This is a genomic window from Vibrio bathopelagicus (genome assembly GCF_014879975.1).
GTDB lineage: Bacteria > Pseudomonadota > Gammaproteobacteria > Enterobacterales > Vibrionaceae > Vibrio > Vibrio bathopelagicus.
In genome coordinates, this window is sequence record NZ_CP062500.1 from 918,051 (window position 1) to 934,911 (window position 16,861).

Sequence of the window (16,861 nt, forward strand, 5' to 3'; positions counted from 1 at the left end):
TTTAGAAAAACATTAAATTTAACCTACTGATAAATATCAAATTAATATTTTATTTGTGGTTTTTTAAAAGTTTTTCTAAAGCTTCGGGATTTTGAGCCGTTATTAAAAGTAACTTTGAGAGAACTACTTGGTTTTCCGAGACGTCGGAAACCGCTATACCGGAAAATCAATTGGAGAAATCACCATGGCAGTGAATGTAAATACAAACGTTTCAGCGATGACAGCGCAACGTTACCTAAACAACGCAAACAGCGCACAACAAACATCAATGGAGCGTCTAGCTTCAGGCTCAAAAATCAACAGCGCAAAAGATGACGCAGCGGGCCTACAAATCTCTAACCGTTTGAACGTTCAGAGCCGCGGCCTTGATGTTGCAGTACGTAACGCGAACGACGGTATCTCGATTGCACAAACTGCTGAAGGTGCAATGAACGAGACGACTAACATCCTGCAACGTATGCGTGATTTGTCTCTACAATCTTCAAACGGCTCAAACTCAAAATCTGAGCGTGTAGCGATTCAAGAAGAAGTAACAGCACTGAACGACGAACTGAACCGTATCGCGGAAACCACGTCTTTTGGTGGTAACAAGCTGCTCAACGGTACTCACGGTACTAAATCATTCCAAATCGGTGCGGATAACGGTGAAGCGGTAATGCTTCAACTGAAAGACATGCGCTCTGATAACGCTCAGATGGGTGGTAAGAGCTACCAAACTGAGAACGCGAAAGACAAAGACTGGAACGTTCAAGCTGGCGCAAACGACCTAAAAATGTCGTTCACTGATAACTTCGGCCAAGCGCAAGAAATCGATGTGTCTGCGAAAGCGGGTGACGACATCGAAGAGCTAGCAACGTACATCAACGGTCAACAAGATTCTGTTAAAGCGTCTGTAACTGAAGACGGTAAGCTACAAATGTTTACTGGTAACAACAAAGTTGAAGGCGAAGTAGCATTCTCTGGCAGCCTTGCTAGCGAACTAGGCATGCAACCTGGCAAAGATGTAACGGTTGATACTATCGACGTAACATCAGTTGGCGGCGCACAAGAGTCTGTAGCAGTTATCGATGCGGCACTTAAGTACGTAGACAGCCACCGTGCTGAACTGGGTGCTTTCCAAAACCGTTTCGACCACGCTATCAGCAACTTAGACAACATTAACGAGAACGTTAACGCATCTAAGAGCCGTATTAAAGATACCGATTTCGCGAAAGAAACGACTCAGATGACCAAGTCTCAGATCCTTTCTCAAGCTTCAAGCTCGATTCTTGCTCAAGCGAAGCAAGCACCGAACTCGGCACTTAGCCTACTAGGTTAATCGATTGAAAGGCCACGTTGATCATAAGCGTTAACGTTAGGCTTCCACAAATTAGCTCGTGGTGAGAGATGAGCGCTAAACAGACCCAGCTTCGGCTGGGTTTTTTATTGCCTGTTATTTGGTAAAAGAAGGTCTTGGGAAATAGTAGGATTGGTGATCAGGAGCAAAAGTGAGATTCCCTATCACGTTCGTTCCTCACAGTAGGGAATGACGGGATCGGGAAATGATAATTTCATCACTTATTGTACCGAAGCTACCTTTCGTCATTCCAGAACCGAGTAAAAGGAGGTATCAGGAATCTGACTTTTAATGAGAGGACTTGTTTAGTTCTTGCTTACCATTTTAGGGAATGACGAACTACTCATTAGTCGATGAGGAGATTCATCGTCATCCCAGAATCGAGTAGAACGAGATATCGGGGATCTCAGTTGGTTTTTGTATTCAATCCCATGCTTATTAATCTAAGCAAGCGGGGAACTTTAGCGAATGTCGCTCTATTAATTGAAGCCCGATCACACTTTTCTTTGTTGTTGAAAAGAATACGAAAAAAAGCACATTTTTTATTAAAGCTTCTACTTAAGGGGCCGTTAAAGGGATTGAGAGAAATGATATGTACCAATGTAAGGTGAGAGAGACACTGGTGCATAAACAAAATTGACATGTATTTGTGTGAGGTGAGAGTCACATAAGTGCATTAAAAAATGCCTAAAGGAGATCAACTATGGCGATTAATGTAAGCACTAATGTGTCTGCAATGACGGCTCAGCGCTACCTAAATAGCGCGGCTGAAGGTACTCAAAAATCAATGGAGCGTTTGTCTTCTGGCTATAAAATCAATAGCGCAAAAGATGATGCTGCAGGCCTACAAATCTCTAACCGCTTAACGTCGCAAAGCCGTGGCCTAGATATGGCTGTGAAAAACGCGAATGACGGTATCTCTATTGCACAGACAGCTGAAGGTGCAATGAATGAGTCAACCAACATCCTGCAACGTATGCGTGACCTTTCTCTTCAATCTTCAAATGGTTCAAACAGCAAATCTGAACGTGTTGCGATCCAAGAAGAAGTCTCTGCTCTAAACACTGAACTTAACCGTATCGCTGAAACGACCTCTTTTGGTGGTAACAAGCTTCTTAACGGTACTTACGGTAGCCAATCTTTCCAAATCGGTGCTGATTCTGGTGAAGCAGTAATGCTAACGATGAACAACATGCGTACCGACACTCAAGACATGGGTGGCAAAAGCTACGGTGTTACTGAAGGTAAAGATGCTTCATGGCGTGTTGCTGCGGGCTCTGACCTAACGATCAAATACAACGATAAGTTTGGTGAAGCACAAGAGTTGTCTATTTCTGCGAAGGAAGGCAACGATATGGAAGAGCTAGCAACTTACATCAACGGTCAAAGCCAAGACGTAAAAGCGTCGGTAGGCGAAGGCGGCAAACTGCAACTTTTCGCTTCAAGCCAAAAAGTTGAAGGCGATGTTGAGTTCGGCGGCAGCCTTGCTGGTGAACTTGGTATTGGTGCAGCTAAAGACGTGACGGTTAACGATATCGATGTAACTTCTGTTGCTGGTGCAAACGAAGCGGTATCTATCATTGATGGCGCACTAAAATCTGTTGATAGTAACCGTGCTTCTCTTGGTGCTTTCCAAAACCGTTTTGACCACGCAATCAGCAACTTAGATAACATCAACGAAAACGTTAATGCATCTAAGAGCCGTATCAAAGATACTGATTACGCGAAAGAAACGACAGCAATGACGAAGTCTCAAATCCTACAACAGGCGAGTACTTCTATCCTAGCTCAAGCAAAACAATCACCATCAGCAGCTCTAAGCTTATTGGGCTAAACTTACTTCGGTAAGTAGCGGTAAACTCTACTTTGGGTAGAGTTTTACTGTATGGCTCACAAAGGAGGGAGGGAGACTGTTATGGAAATACCATCCAACGCATCGAACATCCAGCCTTATGGCTCACCTAATGGCATTAAATTTGCAAGCGATGAAGGTAGTAGTGCGTCGAGTGTTTCTCGACTGAAAGAAGCAACATCCTATGGCAAGGTAGAGAAATCGAAAGAAGAGGCTACCGAAGCGGCGATTCAATTGGCTCAAGTTAGACAAGAGTTGAATGATGAGGAGCGAGTCAAGATGGTAGAGAAGGTGAACGAGTTCATATCTTCTCTCAATAAAGGTGTTGCCTTTAAAGTCGATGAAGAATCGGGGAGAGATGTGGTCACCATTTATGAGACCACAACTGGCGATATTATTCGTCAGATTCCTGATGAAGAAATGCTTGAAATTCTAAGACGCCTAGCAGCCCAAAACTCAAATAGTAGAATATTTGAGGTGAAGGTTTAAGTCGTATTATTGAGGTGGTTTAATGAGTTTTGGCCCAATGGGGATTTCGTCTGGCATGGATATCAATTCCATGGTCAGCAAAATTGTTGATTCTGAGCGTGTGCCTAAACAGCAACGAATCGACAATGAACGAACGCGAATCGACACCAGCATTAGTGCCTATGGAAGACTCAGAGAATCTCTCGATTCGATGAAAAACCTGATGACAAACTTTCGTCAGGAGAAAGCTTTCGCTGTGAGAACAGTCGAAAGTACCGATGAAGGTCTGGTTTCTGCAACAGCGACTACTGAAGCGATCGCTGGCAAATATGCCATCGATGTGTTGCAGCTTGCCCAAAGCCATAAAGTGGCTTCTGATGTATTGTCAGAAGACATGAAATTTGGTCCAGGCAAGCTGCAGATTTCATTAGGTGACAAGAGCTTTGACGTACAAGTTAGCGATAGATCGAAACTGATCGAGGTTGTTCGCGGAATTAACGGCGCAGATAAAAACCCAGGCGTTCGCGCTTCTATCATTAATGATGTAGAAGGCCCGCGACTTATCGTTGCTTCCAATCAGTCTGGTTCTGATCAACAGATCAATATCAATGTAGAGTCTGACTCTGCAAACCCCTTAAAAAAACTCGAATACAGAACGCTTGAAGAGCGTGTTAAATCGCTAGAGAAAGCTCGCCTAGCGGCTCAAGAGCTCCTTGCGCTAACACCGGCAGGACAAGCTGCCGAACTCATCGATAATGCAATCGCTAACGATGATCCAAATGCGAGTGAAACACTCGATGAAAACGGAAATATCATTCCGGCAACCCAAACTGATTCCACAGCAGCTGACGAAGGCTCCCAAAGCTTGAGCTACGGCGAACAAGCCGCAGCTGACGGCCAGGCTGCCCTAGACGCAGCCCAAGCTGCAAAGTCGGTCATGCCTGAAGACAATATCCCAGGTTGGAGTGAAACGGCCTCTGGTACGCTCCTAGACTCCTATTACTCACCTGAACTTGAGCTTGATGAAAAAGCGATAGAGAAAGCCCCTGATGTTCCAGGTTGGTCAAATGCAGCATCGGGTACGTTGACGGACTCATACGTCACGCCAAAAGAAGCCCAGCAGAAACTAGAAGCCGAACAAGCACGTATCGAAGAGAAAATCGCTCAAGAAAAAACTGAGCTGGCTGAAAAAGTAGAAAAAGGCGAATTGACCGCCGAACAAGCTAAAACCATCGAGCGCTCCAAGTTATCGCCAGAAGAGCGTGAGCAATTGGAAAAAGTCGACAAAGTACAAGCCGACCTGGCTCAAGCACAGCAATCGTTTGATACTTATAGCGGCATGACCGAAGTTCAAGCTGGCCAAGATTCAATGGTGGTTTTGGACGGCGTTGCTCAGCTTTCTAGCAACAACAATGTGATTGAAGATGCCGTTGAAGGTATCGATATTACGGTTAAAGGAAAAACCCCAAAAGATAAGCCGCCGGCAGAAATCGGTGTTGAGTACGACCGTAATAGTGTTCGCCAAGATATCGAATCCTTTGTGAGCTCTTATAACCAGTTCTATCAAGTGTCGAAAGACTTAGCGGGTGTTGATCCAACAACAGGCCAAAAGGGCCCACTCTCTGGTGACAGTACGGTACGTAATGCCGACTCAAGGCTGAAAGGCGTCTTCTCGTCGAGCATTGAAGGGGCGCCTGAGAACCTTAAATCTTTGACGGAGTTTGGTATCACGACCACTAGACAAGGTTCGTTAGAAATCAACTACGATATGCTTGACCGTCAACTCAACAACAACTTCGATAAGTTGGGTGAGTTCTTTGGTGGTAACAATGGTTTCGCCAAAAAAGTGGAAGATGCGATTCAAGGCATCACCGGTATTACGGGTTCTATTCGTACACGAGAAAAGAGCTTGGTCGAACAGAATTATCGCTTGGTTGATGATCAAAGTGCATTGGACCGTCGCATGGACAGCTTAGAAAACCGCACGCACTCTAAGTTTACCGCTATGCAAGATGCAACCAGCAAGATGCAATCTCAGCTGGGCAGTATGATGAATGCGTTGGGCTAATCGATGAATAGCCAGCTTCAAGAGCTTTGTGAACTAGATCAATTAATTATCTCTAAGCTCGAATTTAGTGAAATTAATGCTGAAGAAATAACGCAGCTTGTCGATAACAGAGAACAGTTATTGCAAAACGTGCTTCAATTCATCGACTCACACCCCGACGTTAAGCAAAGTTCTGAATGGTTTGAAGCCATTACCAGAACCAGAAAATTGGTCGAATTGATGCAGTCTGAGACGACTCGAGTAGGTAAGACCCTACACAAATACCGTCACGGCGCTAAATCAGTTCAACAATACAAAAAGTTTTTATAGAAGAGGTTTACTATGCGCGGTTCTTTACAGGCATATAAAAAGGTATCAGTGGATAGTCAGCTAACAGCTGCCTCACCCCATAAGATTGTACAAATGTTGATGGCGGGTGCAATTGAACGCTTGATTCAAGGCAAAGCGGCAATGCAAGCGGGCAACATTCCAGTGAAAGGTGAACGCCTTGGTAAGGCTCTAGATATCATTATTAGCCTACGTAGTTGCCTTTCTATGGCCGATGGTGGTGATATTGCGAAAAACCTAGATCAACTTTATGAGTTCATGATCACGCAAATTTCTGCGGCAAATCACAAAAATGATCCACAGCCAATTGATGATGTTATCGATATTATCCGCGAAATTAAGAGCGCTTGGGACCAAATTCCGAACGAATATCACAACTTGACGTCTGCTGACGTAGGTATTTAAAGAAAAACAATCCTTTCAACTAACGACACTTACGTTAATTGGTTGGTTGCCTTATTTTTTTAATCAAATAAAATAGAAGCCATTAGATAGCCTAATGGCTTTTTTCGTTGCTGATTTCCTTAATTTGTCCACGTAAAACATAATCATTGATATATTCTTCTGTTTTATAGATTACGTTGCTCACCGTTTTTCCGCATCGCACCAAAATAAAGGCAATAATTCCTACTTATGCATGGTTTGGCAAAACTGCTTGTCGTCGATGATAATGCTCAAGATCGTCACAATTTAAGCACAATATTAGAGTTTGTAGGAGAGAGCTGCGAAGTAATCAGCTCGGAACAAGCACGTAAAGTGGATTGGTCACTACAGTGGTCAGGCTGCATTATTGGCTCAATTAAAGGTAAAGGCTTCAACGCTTTACTCAATGAAAAGCTCGTTCACGCAAATCACATCCCATTGCTTGTTATTGGCAAGCATAATCATTCGGTCGATGAACTTCCCAACTTTGTTGGCGAATTGGAGCTGCCCCTTAACTACCCTCAATTAAGTGATGCATTAAGACACTGTAAAGACTTCTTAGGTCGTAAAGGTGTTCAAGTCGTCTCTTCAGCACGTAAGAACACACTGTTTCGCAGCCTCGTTGGGCAAAGTGCTGGTATTCAAGAAGTTCGCCACTTAATTGAACAAGTTTCTTCAACGGACGCGAACGTACTGATTCTTGGTGAATCAGGCACGGGCAAAGAAGTGGTAGCGCGTAATATACATTATCATTCTAAGCGTCGCTCAGGGCCTTTCGTGCCAGTAAACTGTGGCGCGATTCCGCCAGACTTATTGGAAAGTGAACTGTTTGGTCATGAAAAAGGCGCGTTTACCGGTGCGATTACCGCACGTAAAGGCCGCTTTGAATTGGCTGAAGGTGGTACGCTGTTTCTTGATGAAATTGGCGACATGCCAATGGCAATGCAAGTTAAGCTACTACGTGTATTACAAGAGCGATGCTTTGAACGCGTAGGCGGTAATAACACGATTCAAGTTGATGTTCGCGTGATTGCGGCAACACACCGCAATCTTGAAGACATGATCGACGATGATTCTTTCCGCGAAGATCTGTATTACCGACTGAATGTGTTCCCGATTGAAATGCCAGCTCTACAAGACCGTAAAGAGGATGTGCCTCTTTTACTGCAAGAGTTGATGACGAGAATGGAAGCGGAAGGCAGCATGCCTATTTGTTTCACGCCTCGTGCGATTAACTCCTTAATGGAGCATCAATGGCCAGGTAACGTTCGTGAATTAGCAAACTTAGTTGAGCGTATGGTTATCCTCTATCCAAACAGTTTGGTCGACGTTAATCACCTGCCAACAAAATATCGATACAGCGATATTCCTGAATTCCAACCAGAGTTTAATAGCTTTGTATCAGAAGAAGAGCAAGAGCGTGATGCATTGGCTGATCTATTCTCAGAAGATTTCAGCTTTGACCAACAAGATGATCTCGCTGATAACGCCAATGCTCCTCAAGAATTGCCTCCGGAAGGGGTTAACTTGAAAGAGCTTCTCGCTGATATGGAAGTGAATATGATCAATCAAGCTTTGGAAGCTCAGGGTGGAATCGTTGCTCGTGCTGCCGATATGCTTGGAATGCGCAGAACAACTCTGGTTGAAAAAATGCGTAAGTATAACCTACAGCGATAGAGCTCAGGTTCGCGTTCAGCGATATCAAATTAAGACGGGTGTTGAGTTAAACGTCGTTTTGATTGAGTGAATAGAGAGGACATAGTCGAGTTGTTGCTTGCTTAACTATGTGATAAATATAGCAAATAGCCTGACGCGTGTTTTACGTGTCAGGCTGTTTTAGTATTTGAGGCAAATTTTTGACATGCACGGATCTAACGAATCAGAAAATCAGTCACACCTAGATTCAGTTGAACAGCAGGTTGAGCGCTATAAGCAAGTGCTTGATGTGATGCCAGCAGGTGTCATCTTGTTAGATACTCATGGTGAAGTAAGAGAAGCTAACCCTGAAGCGCACCGAATTTTAGGTGTTGAACTGGTGGGCGAGAAGTGGTTTTCGGTTATTCAAAGTGCCTTTGACCCAAAAGACGATGACGGACATGAGATCTCACTGAAGAATGGGCGTAAGGTTCGTTTGGCGATTTCAGCTTCTACCACGGGTCAGCTTATCTTGATTACCGACCTGACGGAAACTCGTCTTCTACAGTCTCGCGTGAGTGATCTTCAGCGTTTGTCGTCGTTAGGCAGAATGGTAGCCTCGTTGGCACATCAGGTACGTACACCGCTTTCTAGCGCGATGCTGTATGCATCAAACCTTGCCGCGCCAAATTTACCGCCGGCAACAAAGACACGTTTTCAATCTAAGCTTATGGATAGATTGCATGACTTAGAGAAACAAGTGAATGACATGCTGTTGTTTGCCAAAGGCGGCGACAATAAGGTTGTGAAGCCATTTACAGTCGCTGAATTGATCACTGAATTTCACCCAATGGTGGAAGCGGCATTAAAATCGAACCAGATTGATTACTGCCAGGAAGTTGAAGGCGAAGATACTCAGATGTTTGGCAATGCCAACGCTATTGCTTCTGCTCTGAGCAACCTAGTTTTGAACGCAGTGCAAATTGCTGGCAAGGAATCGCAGATTGATGTGTTCTTTAGGCCCGTAAACGGCGAACTTAAAATATCAGTACAAGACAGTGGTCCCGGCGTACCGAAAGAGCTTCAAGGTAAAATTATGGAACCCTTCTTTACCACTCGCTCGCAAGGTACAGGTTTGGGGCTAGCGGTTGTGCAAATGGTCTGTCGAGCACATGAAGGCCGATTGGAATTAATATCAGAAGAAGGGGACGGCGCCTGTTTTACAATGTGCTTGCCGTTAGAGAGAAGCACTTCTTCTGAAAATGAATAAGTTTTAACTGAATTTACACTGGAGAATCCTATGGCTCAAAGCAAAGTGTTAATCGTCGAAGATGATGAAGGTCTACGCGAAGCCCTTGTCGATACACTCGCGCTTGCTGGCTATGAATGGCTAGAAGCGGATTGTGCGGAAGATGCTCTGGTAAAATTGAAATCGAACTCCGTTGATATCGTTGTCTCTGATGTACAGATGGCAGGTATGGGCGGCTTAGCATTGTTAAGAAACATCAAGCAGCATTGGCCAAATCTTCCGGTTTTATTGATGACGGCTTACGCCAACATTGAAGACGCGGTAGCGGCAATGAAAGAAGGCGCTATTGATTACATGGCAAAGCCATTTGCGCCTGAAGTGCTGCTCAATATGGTGAGCCGTTACGCTCCTGTGAAATCGGACGATAATGGTGATGCCATCGTTGCCGACGAGAAAAGCATCAAGTTAATGATGCTGGCCGACAAGGTGGCTAAAACCGACGCCAACGTGATGGTGCTAGGGCCAAGTGGTTCTGGTAAAGAGGTCATGTCTCGTTATATTCACAACGCTTCGAGCCGTAAAGACGGCCCGTTTGTAGCGATTAACTGTGCCGCGATTCCAGATAATATGTTGGAAGCGACACTGTTTGGCTACGACAAAGGCGCATTTACTGGCGCTATTCAAGCTTGCCCGGGTAAATTTGAACAAGCGCAGGGCGGTACTATTTTGTTGGATGAGATCAGTGAAATGGATCTTAGCCTACAAGCGAAACTGCTGCGTGTGTTGCAAGAGCGTGAAGTTGAACGTCTTGGCAGTCGCAAGAGCATCAAACTGGATGTCCGCGTTCTGGCAACCAGTAACCGAGATCTAAAACAGTATGTTTCTGAAGGGAATTTCCGTGAGGATTTATACTACCGACTGAATGTATTCCCAATTACTTGGCCAGCTCTGTGTGAACGTAAAGGCGATATTGAGCCTTTAGCGAAGCATTTGGTGGAGCGTCATTGCACCAAACTTGGAATGCCTGTTCCTTCTCTTTCCGAGCAAGCCATCAGTAAACTCGTCAATTATCCGTGGCCGGGTAATGTGCGTGAACTGGATAATGTCGTGCAGCGTGCCCTAATTCTGAGTGAGCAAGAAAATATTTCTGGTGAGCATATCTTACTTGAAGGTGTTGATTGGCAAGACGCTACTGGCCTACAACAAATTGTTGAAGGAAATAGTGTTGCAGCGCCTGAAATTAAGCCGATTGCTGAAGCGAATCCTATCAGTAAAGTTGTGGCAAGCAGTGAAGGTCTTGGAAATGAGCTTCGAGATCAAGAGTATGCGATTATTCTTGAAACACTGATTGCTTGTAATGGTCGACGCAAAGATATGGCTGAAAAGTTAGGGATTAGTCCACGTACGCTGCGTTATAAGCTGGCAAAAATGCGTGATGCTGGAATAGATATCCCAAACTGAGGTTAGATTAGTGGTGCCAGCTTTCTGACTGTTGTAGTACGATGTCTAGTCAAATTAATGTGTGGCACGCTAATTGCTCTGTCAATAATACAGCTAAATAGATAGTCATAATTTTGACTCCTGAGGTAGTAGATGAGAATAGATGGTTTACAAGGCGAAATGCAGGCAATGATGGTTGAAGCTGCTAGCGCGCGTCCTGCTGCAACGGGGCAAGCGGTTGGTGCAGACTTTGGCAACATGTTGACGCAAGCCATCAATAATGTGAACTCACTACAAAAGACCTCTGGCGATCTTCAAGCTCGCTTTGATAGCGGCGACCAGAGTGTGTCTCTATCCGATGTGATGATCGCTCGGAATAAATCTAGTGTGGCCTTTGAAGCGACGATCCAAATTAGAAATAAATTGGTCGAGTCGTACAAAGAGCTTATGAATATGCCGGTATAAGTTAGGTAGTTGAATAGTGGCAGAAAATAGTCAAACAACAGATTTAGCCGTAAGCGATAGCAACGACCACGCACTTATTGCCGGTTCAGAGCTAGACGGAGAAGGGCAAAATCCCGATCTAGGTGAACGCAGTTCATCGAAGTTCGATATGGCAGTAGGTGATCTTGATTTACTTCGTCAGGTCGTCTTAGTCCTTTCGATCTCTATCTGTGTTGCGCTTATTGTGATGCTGTTTTTCTGGGTAAAAGAACCAGAAATGCGTCCATTAGGGGCTTATGAAACAGAAGAGTTGATCCCAGTTCTTGATTACTTAGATCTACAGAAGATCGAGTATTCTCTTGATGGCAACACAATTTCAGTACCTGCTAGTGAGTACAACTCGCTGAAGCTGAATATGGTACGAGCGGGATTGAACCAAGAGAGAAACGCAGGTGATGACATCCTCATGCAAGACATGGGCTTTGGTGTATCACAACGTTTAGAACAAGAACGCCTCAAATTAAGTCGTGAAAGACAACTTGCGAAAGCCATTGAACAGATGAAACAAGTGCGTAAAGCGCAGGTTTTACTGGCCTTGCCAAAGCAAAGTGTGTTTGTTCGACACAATCAAGAAGCGTCCGCTTCGGTATTCCTAACGGTGAAAACCGGCGCCAACTTAAAACAACAAGAAGTGGATTCTGTTGTCGATATGGTGGCTAGTGCCGTGCCAGGAATGAAGACCTCGCGTATTACTGTGACCGATCAGCATGGTCGACTTCTGAGTTCCGGTTCTCAAGATCCAATGTCAACGGCTCGTCGCAAAGAGCACGAATTAGAGCGTAACCAAGAGCAAGCGTTGCGAGAGAAAATTGACTCTATTCTTATCCCTATTCTTGGTTTTGGTAATTACACCGCTCAGGTTGATATTCAACTCGACTTTAGCGCGGTAGAGCAAACAAGAAAGCGTTTTGACCCGAACACCCCAGCGACACGAAGTGAATACACGCTAGAAGATTACAACAATGGTAATACAGTGGCAGGTATTCCAGGTGCTTTGAGTAATCAACCGCCTGCAGATGCTTCTATCCCTCAAGATGTTGCCCAGATGAAAGACGGTGCGATGACAGGGCAAGGATCGGTTCACAAAGAAGCGACTCGAAACTTCGAACTAGATACCACCATCAGCCATGAGCGTAAGCAGAGCGGCACGGTGAATCGCCAAACAGTTTCTGTCGCAATCAAAGATCGCCAGTCGTTGAATCCAGATACAGGTGAAGTGGTACATACGCCAATCCCTGCCAGTGAAATTAATGCCATTCGTCAGGTTCTTATCGGCACCGTAGGTTTTGATGAAACTCGTGGTGACCTACTTAATGTATTGAGTATGCAGTTTGCGCCTCAAGTCACTGATATCGTCGCCGATGTGCCTATTTGGGAGCATCCAAACTTTAACGATTGGGTTCGTTGGTTTGCAAGCGCGTTGGTTATTATTGTGGTGGTGTTGGTTCTGGTTCGCCCAGCCATGAAGAAATTGCTTAACCCAGCTGCAGACAATGATGATCAGATGTATGGCCCTGATGGCATGCCAATCGGCGCCGATGGCGAAACCAGCCTAATTGGTGGTGATATTGAAGGTGGTGAGTTGTTCGAATTCGGTTCGAGCATTGATTTACCTAACCTTCATAAAGACGAAGATGTACTGAAAGCAGTACGTGCTCTTGTAGCGAATGAACCAGAGCTAGCAGCTCAAGTAGTTAAGAATTGGATGGCAGATGGCTAACGAAATTGTTCCACAACAAGCTGAAGGCGGTGAAGTGCTTGATGTCGCTAATGTGGACATCGACTCTATATCGGGTGATGAACGCGCAGCGATCTTGTTATTGAGTCTCAATGAAGAAGATGCGGCTGGTATTATTCGTCACTTAGAGCCTAAGCAGGTGCAACGTGTGGGTAGTGCGATGGCGCGTGCCACTGACTTGTCACAAGAGAAAGTAGGTGCAGTGCATCGTGCTTTCTTAGATGATATTCAGAAGTACACCAACATCGGTATGGGCAGTGAAGACTTCATGCGTAACGCATTGGTGGCTGCTCTGGGTGAAGATAAGGCGAATAACCTTGTTGACCAGATTCTTCTGGGTACCGGTTCGAAAGGCTTGGATTCTCTTAAGTGGATGGATCCTCGTCAGGTGGCAAGTATCATCATCAACGAGCACCCTCAGATTCAAACGATTGTATTGTCTTACCTAGAAGCCGATCAGTCAGCCGAGATCTTGTCTCAGTTCCCTGAGCGTGTACGTCTAGACTTAATGATGCGTATTGCTAACCTTGAAGAAGTTCAACCTTCAGCGCTTGCTGAACTGAACGAAATCATGGAGAAACAGTTTGCGGGTCAAGCTGGTGCTCAAGCAGCCAAAATTGGTGGCCTGAAAGCTGCGGCTGAAATCATGAACTACATGGATAACAACGTCGAAGGTGTCTTGATGGATCAAATCCGAGATCAAGACGAAGACATGGCAACACAGATTCAAGATCTTATGTTTGTCTTTGAAAACCTTATCGAAGTTGATGACCAAGGCGTTCAACGATTGTTGCGTGATGTTCCACAAGATATTCTTCAGAAAGCACTTAAGGGTGCCGATGAAAGTCTACGTGAGAAGATCTTCAAGAATATGTCTAAACGTGCTGCAGATATGATGAGAGACGATATTGAGGCGATGCCGCCAGTGAAAGTCTCTGAAGTGGAAGCGGCTCAGAAAGAGATCTTGGGTATTGCGAGGAAAATGGCAGACAGTGGCGAGATTATGCTATCTGGCGGTGCCGACGAGTTCCTGTAATACGAAATCTCAAAGCCCCACAGTGTTGGGGCTTTTCTTTATCCAATCTCGAAACCCGATTATTTAAGTCTAACTCTCTGAATTTAAATAGTAGTTTGACTCACACATAGATAGGTACTGATATGTCAGGTGATAGAAAACGCGGCTTCCTTCGTCCCGATGAAGATAATACGGTTGCCCAGCCTCAAAAATGGGGGCTCCCTGATTACACTTCTGACGTGAGTAAAAATGCTAAAGAGACGGCGTTTAATTACGACCCTAGCTGGATGCCTACGGTTGAAGAAGCCATTGAAGATGAAGAACTTGTTCTGACTGAAGAACAGATTGAACTGATCAAGCAAGGCGCTTATCAGGAAGGCCTTCATCAAGGGCAAGAAGCAGGTTTTAAGCAGGGCTACGAAAAAGGCAAAGAAGAAGGGTTTGTTGCAGGTCATGCAGAGGGCAATGAAGCCGGTAAGCTTGAAGGTGTTACTGCTGGGCAAGAATATATTCAACAACAAGTCGCGGTTTTTATGGGGCTTGCTAACCAATTCGCACAGCCGTTAGAGTTAATGAATGCTCAGGTAGAGAAGCAATTGGTCGACATGGTGTTAACCATGGTTAAAGAAGTCGTTCATGTTGAAGTTCAAACCAATCCGCAAATCATATTAGATACCGTGAAAGAATCGGTCGAGTCATTGCCGATCTCTGGTCACGCAATCACTTTAAAACTTAACCCTGAAGATGTCGCGATTATTCGTTCTGCACATGGTGAGTCAGAACTGGAATGTCGTAATTGGAATTTAGTGGCAGAGCCTGCACTCAACCGTGGTGATGTGCAAATTGAAGCGGGTGAGTCGAGCGTTAACTACCGCATGGAAGATCGTGTCAAAAACGTGATTCAAAACTTCTGTGGCGCCAATCGTCATCAAGGTCATGAGTAATGCTTGAACTCGCGAATCGCCTAAGCCAATACAAAGTCGAAGGGCTGAAATCACGACCAATTGCTTCGGGTAAGTTGGTGCGCGTTGTTGGCTTAACGCTAGAGGCGACTGGCTGTAAAGCACCCATCGGCAGCTTGTGTATGGTCGAAACCATGTCTGGTCAGATGGAAGCTGAAGTGGTTGGCTTCTCGGGTGATAATCTGTTTTTGATGCCGAGTGAACAAATCACGGGGATCTTACCGGGTGCACGTGTCACTCCAGTGACCTCTGAAAGTGGCATTCCTGTCGGGATGGAACTGCTTGGTCGTGTGATCGATGGTGTGGGTAATCCACTCGATGGGCTGGGTCCAATCTATACCGAGCAACGCGCTTCATTTAACGCGGAACCCATCAACCCTTTAGCTCGTAAACCTATTTCTGAGCCACTCGATGTCGGCTTGAAGGCCATCAATGGTTTGCTTACGGTGGGTAAAGGTCAACGTATTGGTCTGTTTGCTGGCTCTGGTGTCGGTAAATCGGTCACGCTTGGCATGATGACTCGAGGCACAACGGCGCAAGTGGTTGTGGTGGGTTTGATTGGTGAACGTGGACGCGAAGTAAAAGAATTTATTGAAGAGATTCTTGGCGAAGATGGCCGTAAACGTTCGGTTGTTGTCGCAGCTCCTGCGGATTCGTCTCCACTAATGCGTTTGAAAGGCTGTCAGACAGCGTTGGCTGTTGCCGAATATTTCCGAGACCAAGGTTTAGATGTTCTGCTGTTGATGGATTCACTGACCCGTTTTGCTCAAGCACAACGTGAGATCGCTCTGTCGGTCGGTGAGCCTCCTGCAACTAAAGGTTATCCGCCATCTGTATTTGCCAAGCTTCCTGCGCTGGTGGAAAGAGCGGGTAACGGCAACGATGAACAAGGTTCGATCACCGCTTTCTTCACTGTTCTAACCGAAGGTGATGACTTACAAGATCCTATTGCCGATGCGTCGCGAGCGATTTTGGATGGACACATCGTATTGTCCCGAGAGATGGCCGATGCGGGTCATTACCCTGCGATTGATGTAGAGAAGTCAGTCAGTCGTGTTATGCCTCAAATTACCACTGAAGAACATGTTTTGATGTCGAAAGCGGTGCGTCAAGTACTGTCTATCTGTCGTAAGAACCAAGACTTGGTGTCGATTGGTGCCTATAAACCGGGGACTGACCCTGCGATTGATAGTGCCTTCACCCTGAAACCGAGATTGGATGAATACTTACAACAGAAAATGAAAGAAACGGTTCCCTATGACATGTGCGTCAACATGTTGAAGCATGTGTTAGGCGGGTAAGCCGTGTTGAATAAGGTCAATCATGGATAACGCGTTAGAATTTCTTCTCGATCAAGCGAAAGACCAAGAGAACCAAGCTGTATTGGCGCTAAACAAAGCGAATTCTGAGTTGCAAGGTTACTACGATCAGGTCACGCAGATTGAAAAATACCGACTCGATTATTGTCAGCAATTAGTCGACCGAGGTAAAGCGGGGCTTACAGCCAGCCAATATGGTCACTTGAATCGATTCCTGACTCAGCTTGACGAAACGCTTTCCAAGCAAAGAGAAGCGGAACACCACTTTAAAAATCAGGTCGACAACTGCCAAGACTATTGGATGGAACTACGTAAAAAGCGTAAATCCTACGAGTGGTTGATGGAGAAAAAGCAGAAAGAGAAAGCCAAACTGCAAGACCAAAGAGAACAAAAACAAATGGATGAGTTCTCGACTCTGATGTATGGCCGAAAGAAGATGTGATCTTAAGCCACGAACGATACAGGTATTGTTCGGCAGATTGTAAAATCGAAACTTATAGGCATGTTTCTTGCTCCGTTTTATAT

The 16,861-nt window shown here is 45.1% G+C and carries 15 protein-coding genes; all 15 read left to right on the top strand.

Translation table 11 applies throughout. The features are described 5' to 3' along the window. The first annotated feature begins 184 nt into the window (after positions 1–184). The 15 genes from IHV80_RS04195 (at position 185) to fliJ (ending at position 16,778) form a co-directional block, all read left to right on the top strand. Positions 185–1,318, top strand: a complete 1,134-nt coding sequence (locus IHV80_RS04195; RefSeq protein ID WP_192889190.1) for a flagellin — start codon at positions 185–187, stop codon at positions 1,316–1,318. A gap of 721 nt (positions 1,319–2,039) precedes the next feature. Next, complete coding sequence (locus IHV80_RS04200) at positions 2,040–3,170, top strand: flagellin (protein WP_004736190.1); 1,131 nt, start codon at positions 2,040–2,042, stop codon at positions 3,168–3,170. An 81-nt stretch (positions 3,171–3,251) separates the two neighbouring features. Continuing rightward, positions 3,252–3,677, top strand: a complete 426-nt coding sequence (flaG, locus tag IHV80_RS04205; protein WP_102436935.1) for a flagellar protein FlaG — start codon at positions 3,252–3,254, stop codon at positions 3,675–3,677. 22 nt (positions 3,678–3,699) lie between these two features. After that, the gene (gene fliD, locus IHV80_RS04210) at positions 3,700–5,724 is read left to right on the top strand and encodes a flagellar filament capping protein FliD (RefSeq protein WP_192890154.1); all 2,025 of its coding nucleotides are present in this window, start codon (positions 3,700–3,702) and stop codon (positions 5,722–5,724) included. A gap of 3 nt (positions 5,725–5,727) precedes the next feature. After that, positions 5,728–6,033 carry a flagellar protein FliT gene (locus IHV80_RS04215; protein WP_192890155.1) on the top strand — a complete coding sequence of 102 codons (306 nt, stop codon included), beginning with the start codon at positions 5,728–5,730 and terminating at the stop codon, positions 6,031–6,033. A gap of 12 nt (positions 6,034–6,045) precedes the next feature. Beyond that, a complete protein-coding gene (gene fliS / locus IHV80_RS04220; protein ID WP_017104821.1) occupies positions 6,046–6,456 on the top strand; it encodes a flagellar export chaperone FliS in 411 nt (136 codons plus the stop codon). 228 nt (positions 6,457–6,684) lie between these two features. After that, entirely contained in the window at positions 6,685–8,151 is a 1,467-nt protein-coding gene (locus IHV80_RS04225) for a sigma-54 dependent transcriptional regulator (RefSeq protein WP_192890156.1), read from the top strand. Positions 8,152–8,335: 184 nt separating this feature from the next. Next, on the top strand, positions 8,336–9,379 hold the full coding sequence (locus IHV80_RS04230; protein WP_192890157.1) for a sensor histidine kinase: 1,044 nt from the start codon (positions 8,336–8,338) through the stop codon (positions 9,377–9,379). Positions 9,380–9,409: 30 nt separating this feature from the next. Then, positions 9,410–10,819, top strand: a complete 1,410-nt coding sequence (locus tag IHV80_RS04235; protein WP_192890158.1) for a sigma-54-dependent transcriptional regulator — start codon at positions 9,410–9,412, stop codon at positions 10,817–10,819. Between the two features lie 132 nt (positions 10,820–10,951). After that, a complete protein-coding gene (gene fliE / locus IHV80_RS04240; RefSeq protein ID WP_010439327.1) occupies positions 10,952–11,263 on the top strand; it encodes a flagellar hook-basal body complex protein FliE in 312 nt (103 codons plus the stop codon). Between the two features lie 16 nt (positions 11,264–11,279). Continuing rightward, positions 11,280–13,022 carry a flagellar basal-body MS-ring/collar protein FliF gene (fliF, locus tag IHV80_RS04245; RefSeq protein WP_192890159.1) on the top strand — a complete coding sequence of 581 codons (1,743 nt, stop codon included), beginning with the start codon at positions 11,280–11,282 and terminating at the stop codon, positions 13,020–13,022. After that, positions 13,015–14,076 (top strand): flagellar motor switch protein FliG, encoded by a 1,062-nt coding sequence (fliG, locus tag IHV80_RS04250; RefSeq protein WP_192890160.1) that lies wholly within the window; start codon positions 13,015–13,017, stop codon positions 14,074–14,076. The genes fliF and fliG overlap by 8 nt, the downstream gene beginning before the upstream one ends. Positions 14,077–14,198: 122 nt before the next feature. Beyond that, complete coding sequence (gene fliH, locus IHV80_RS04255) at positions 14,199–14,999, top strand: flagellar assembly protein FliH (protein ID WP_192890161.1); 801 nt, start codon at positions 14,199–14,201, stop codon at positions 14,997–14,999. Continuing rightward, a complete protein-coding gene (fliI, locus tag IHV80_RS04260; RefSeq protein ID WP_102544306.1) occupies positions 14,999–16,318 on the top strand; it encodes a flagellar protein export ATPase FliI in 1,320 nt (439 codons plus the stop codon). The genes fliH and fliI overlap by 1 nt, the downstream gene beginning before the upstream one ends. A gap of 22 nt (positions 16,319–16,340) precedes the next feature. Further along, entirely contained in the window at positions 16,341–16,778 is a 438-nt protein-coding gene (fliJ, locus tag IHV80_RS04265) for a flagellar export protein FliJ (protein ID WP_192890162.1), read from the top strand. Positions 16,779–16,861: the final 83 nt, after the last annotated feature.

Bases quoted from the DNA above. Each gene is read 5' to 3' on its own strand.
- IHV80_RS04195 (WP_192889190.1), top strand. From the start codon at position 185: ATGGCAGTGAATGTAAATACAAACGTTTCAGCGATGACAGCGCAACGT.
- IHV80_RS04200 (WP_004736190.1), top strand. From the start codon at position 2,040: ATGGCGATTAATGTAAGCACTAATGTGTCTGCAATGACGGCTCAGCGC.
- flaG (WP_102436935.1), top strand. From the start codon at position 3,252: ATGGAAATACCATCCAACGCATCGAACATCCAGCCTTATGGCTCACCT.
- fliD (WP_192890154.1), top strand. From the start codon at position 3,700: ATGAGTTTTGGCCCAATGGGGATTTCGTCTGGCATGGATATCAATTCC.
- IHV80_RS04215 (WP_192890155.1), top strand. From the start codon at position 5,728: ATGAATAGCCAGCTTCAAGAGCTTTGTGAACTAGATCAATTAATTATC.
- fliS (WP_017104821.1), top strand. From the start codon at position 6,046: ATGCGCGGTTCTTTACAGGCATATAAAAAGGTATCAGTGGATAGTCAG.
- IHV80_RS04225 (WP_192890156.1), top strand. From the start codon at position 6,685: ATGCATGGTTTGGCAAAACTGCTTGTCGTCGATGATAATGCTCAAGAT.
- IHV80_RS04230 (WP_192890157.1), top strand. From the start codon at position 8,336: ATGCACGGATCTAACGAATCAGAAAATCAGTCACACCTAGATTCAGTT.
- IHV80_RS04235 (WP_192890158.1), top strand. From the start codon at position 9,410: ATGGCTCAAAGCAAAGTGTTAATCGTCGAAGATGATGAAGGTCTACGC.
- fliE (WP_010439327.1), top strand. From the start codon at position 10,952: ATGAGAATAGATGGTTTACAAGGCGAAATGCAGGCAATGATGGTTGAA.
- fliG (WP_192890160.1), top strand. From the start codon at position 13,015: ATGGCTAACGAAATTGTTCCACAACAAGCTGAAGGCGGTGAAGTGCTT.
- fliH (WP_192890161.1), top strand. From the start codon at position 14,199: ATGTCAGGTGATAGAAAACGCGGCTTCCTTCGTCCCGATGAAGATAAT.
- fliI (WP_102544306.1), top strand. From the start codon at position 14,999: ATGCTTGAACTCGCGAATCGCCTAAGCCAATACAAAGTCGAAGGGCTG.
- fliJ (WP_192890162.1), top strand. From the start codon at position 16,341: ATGGATAACGCGTTAGAATTTCTTCTCGATCAAGCGAAAGACCAAGAG.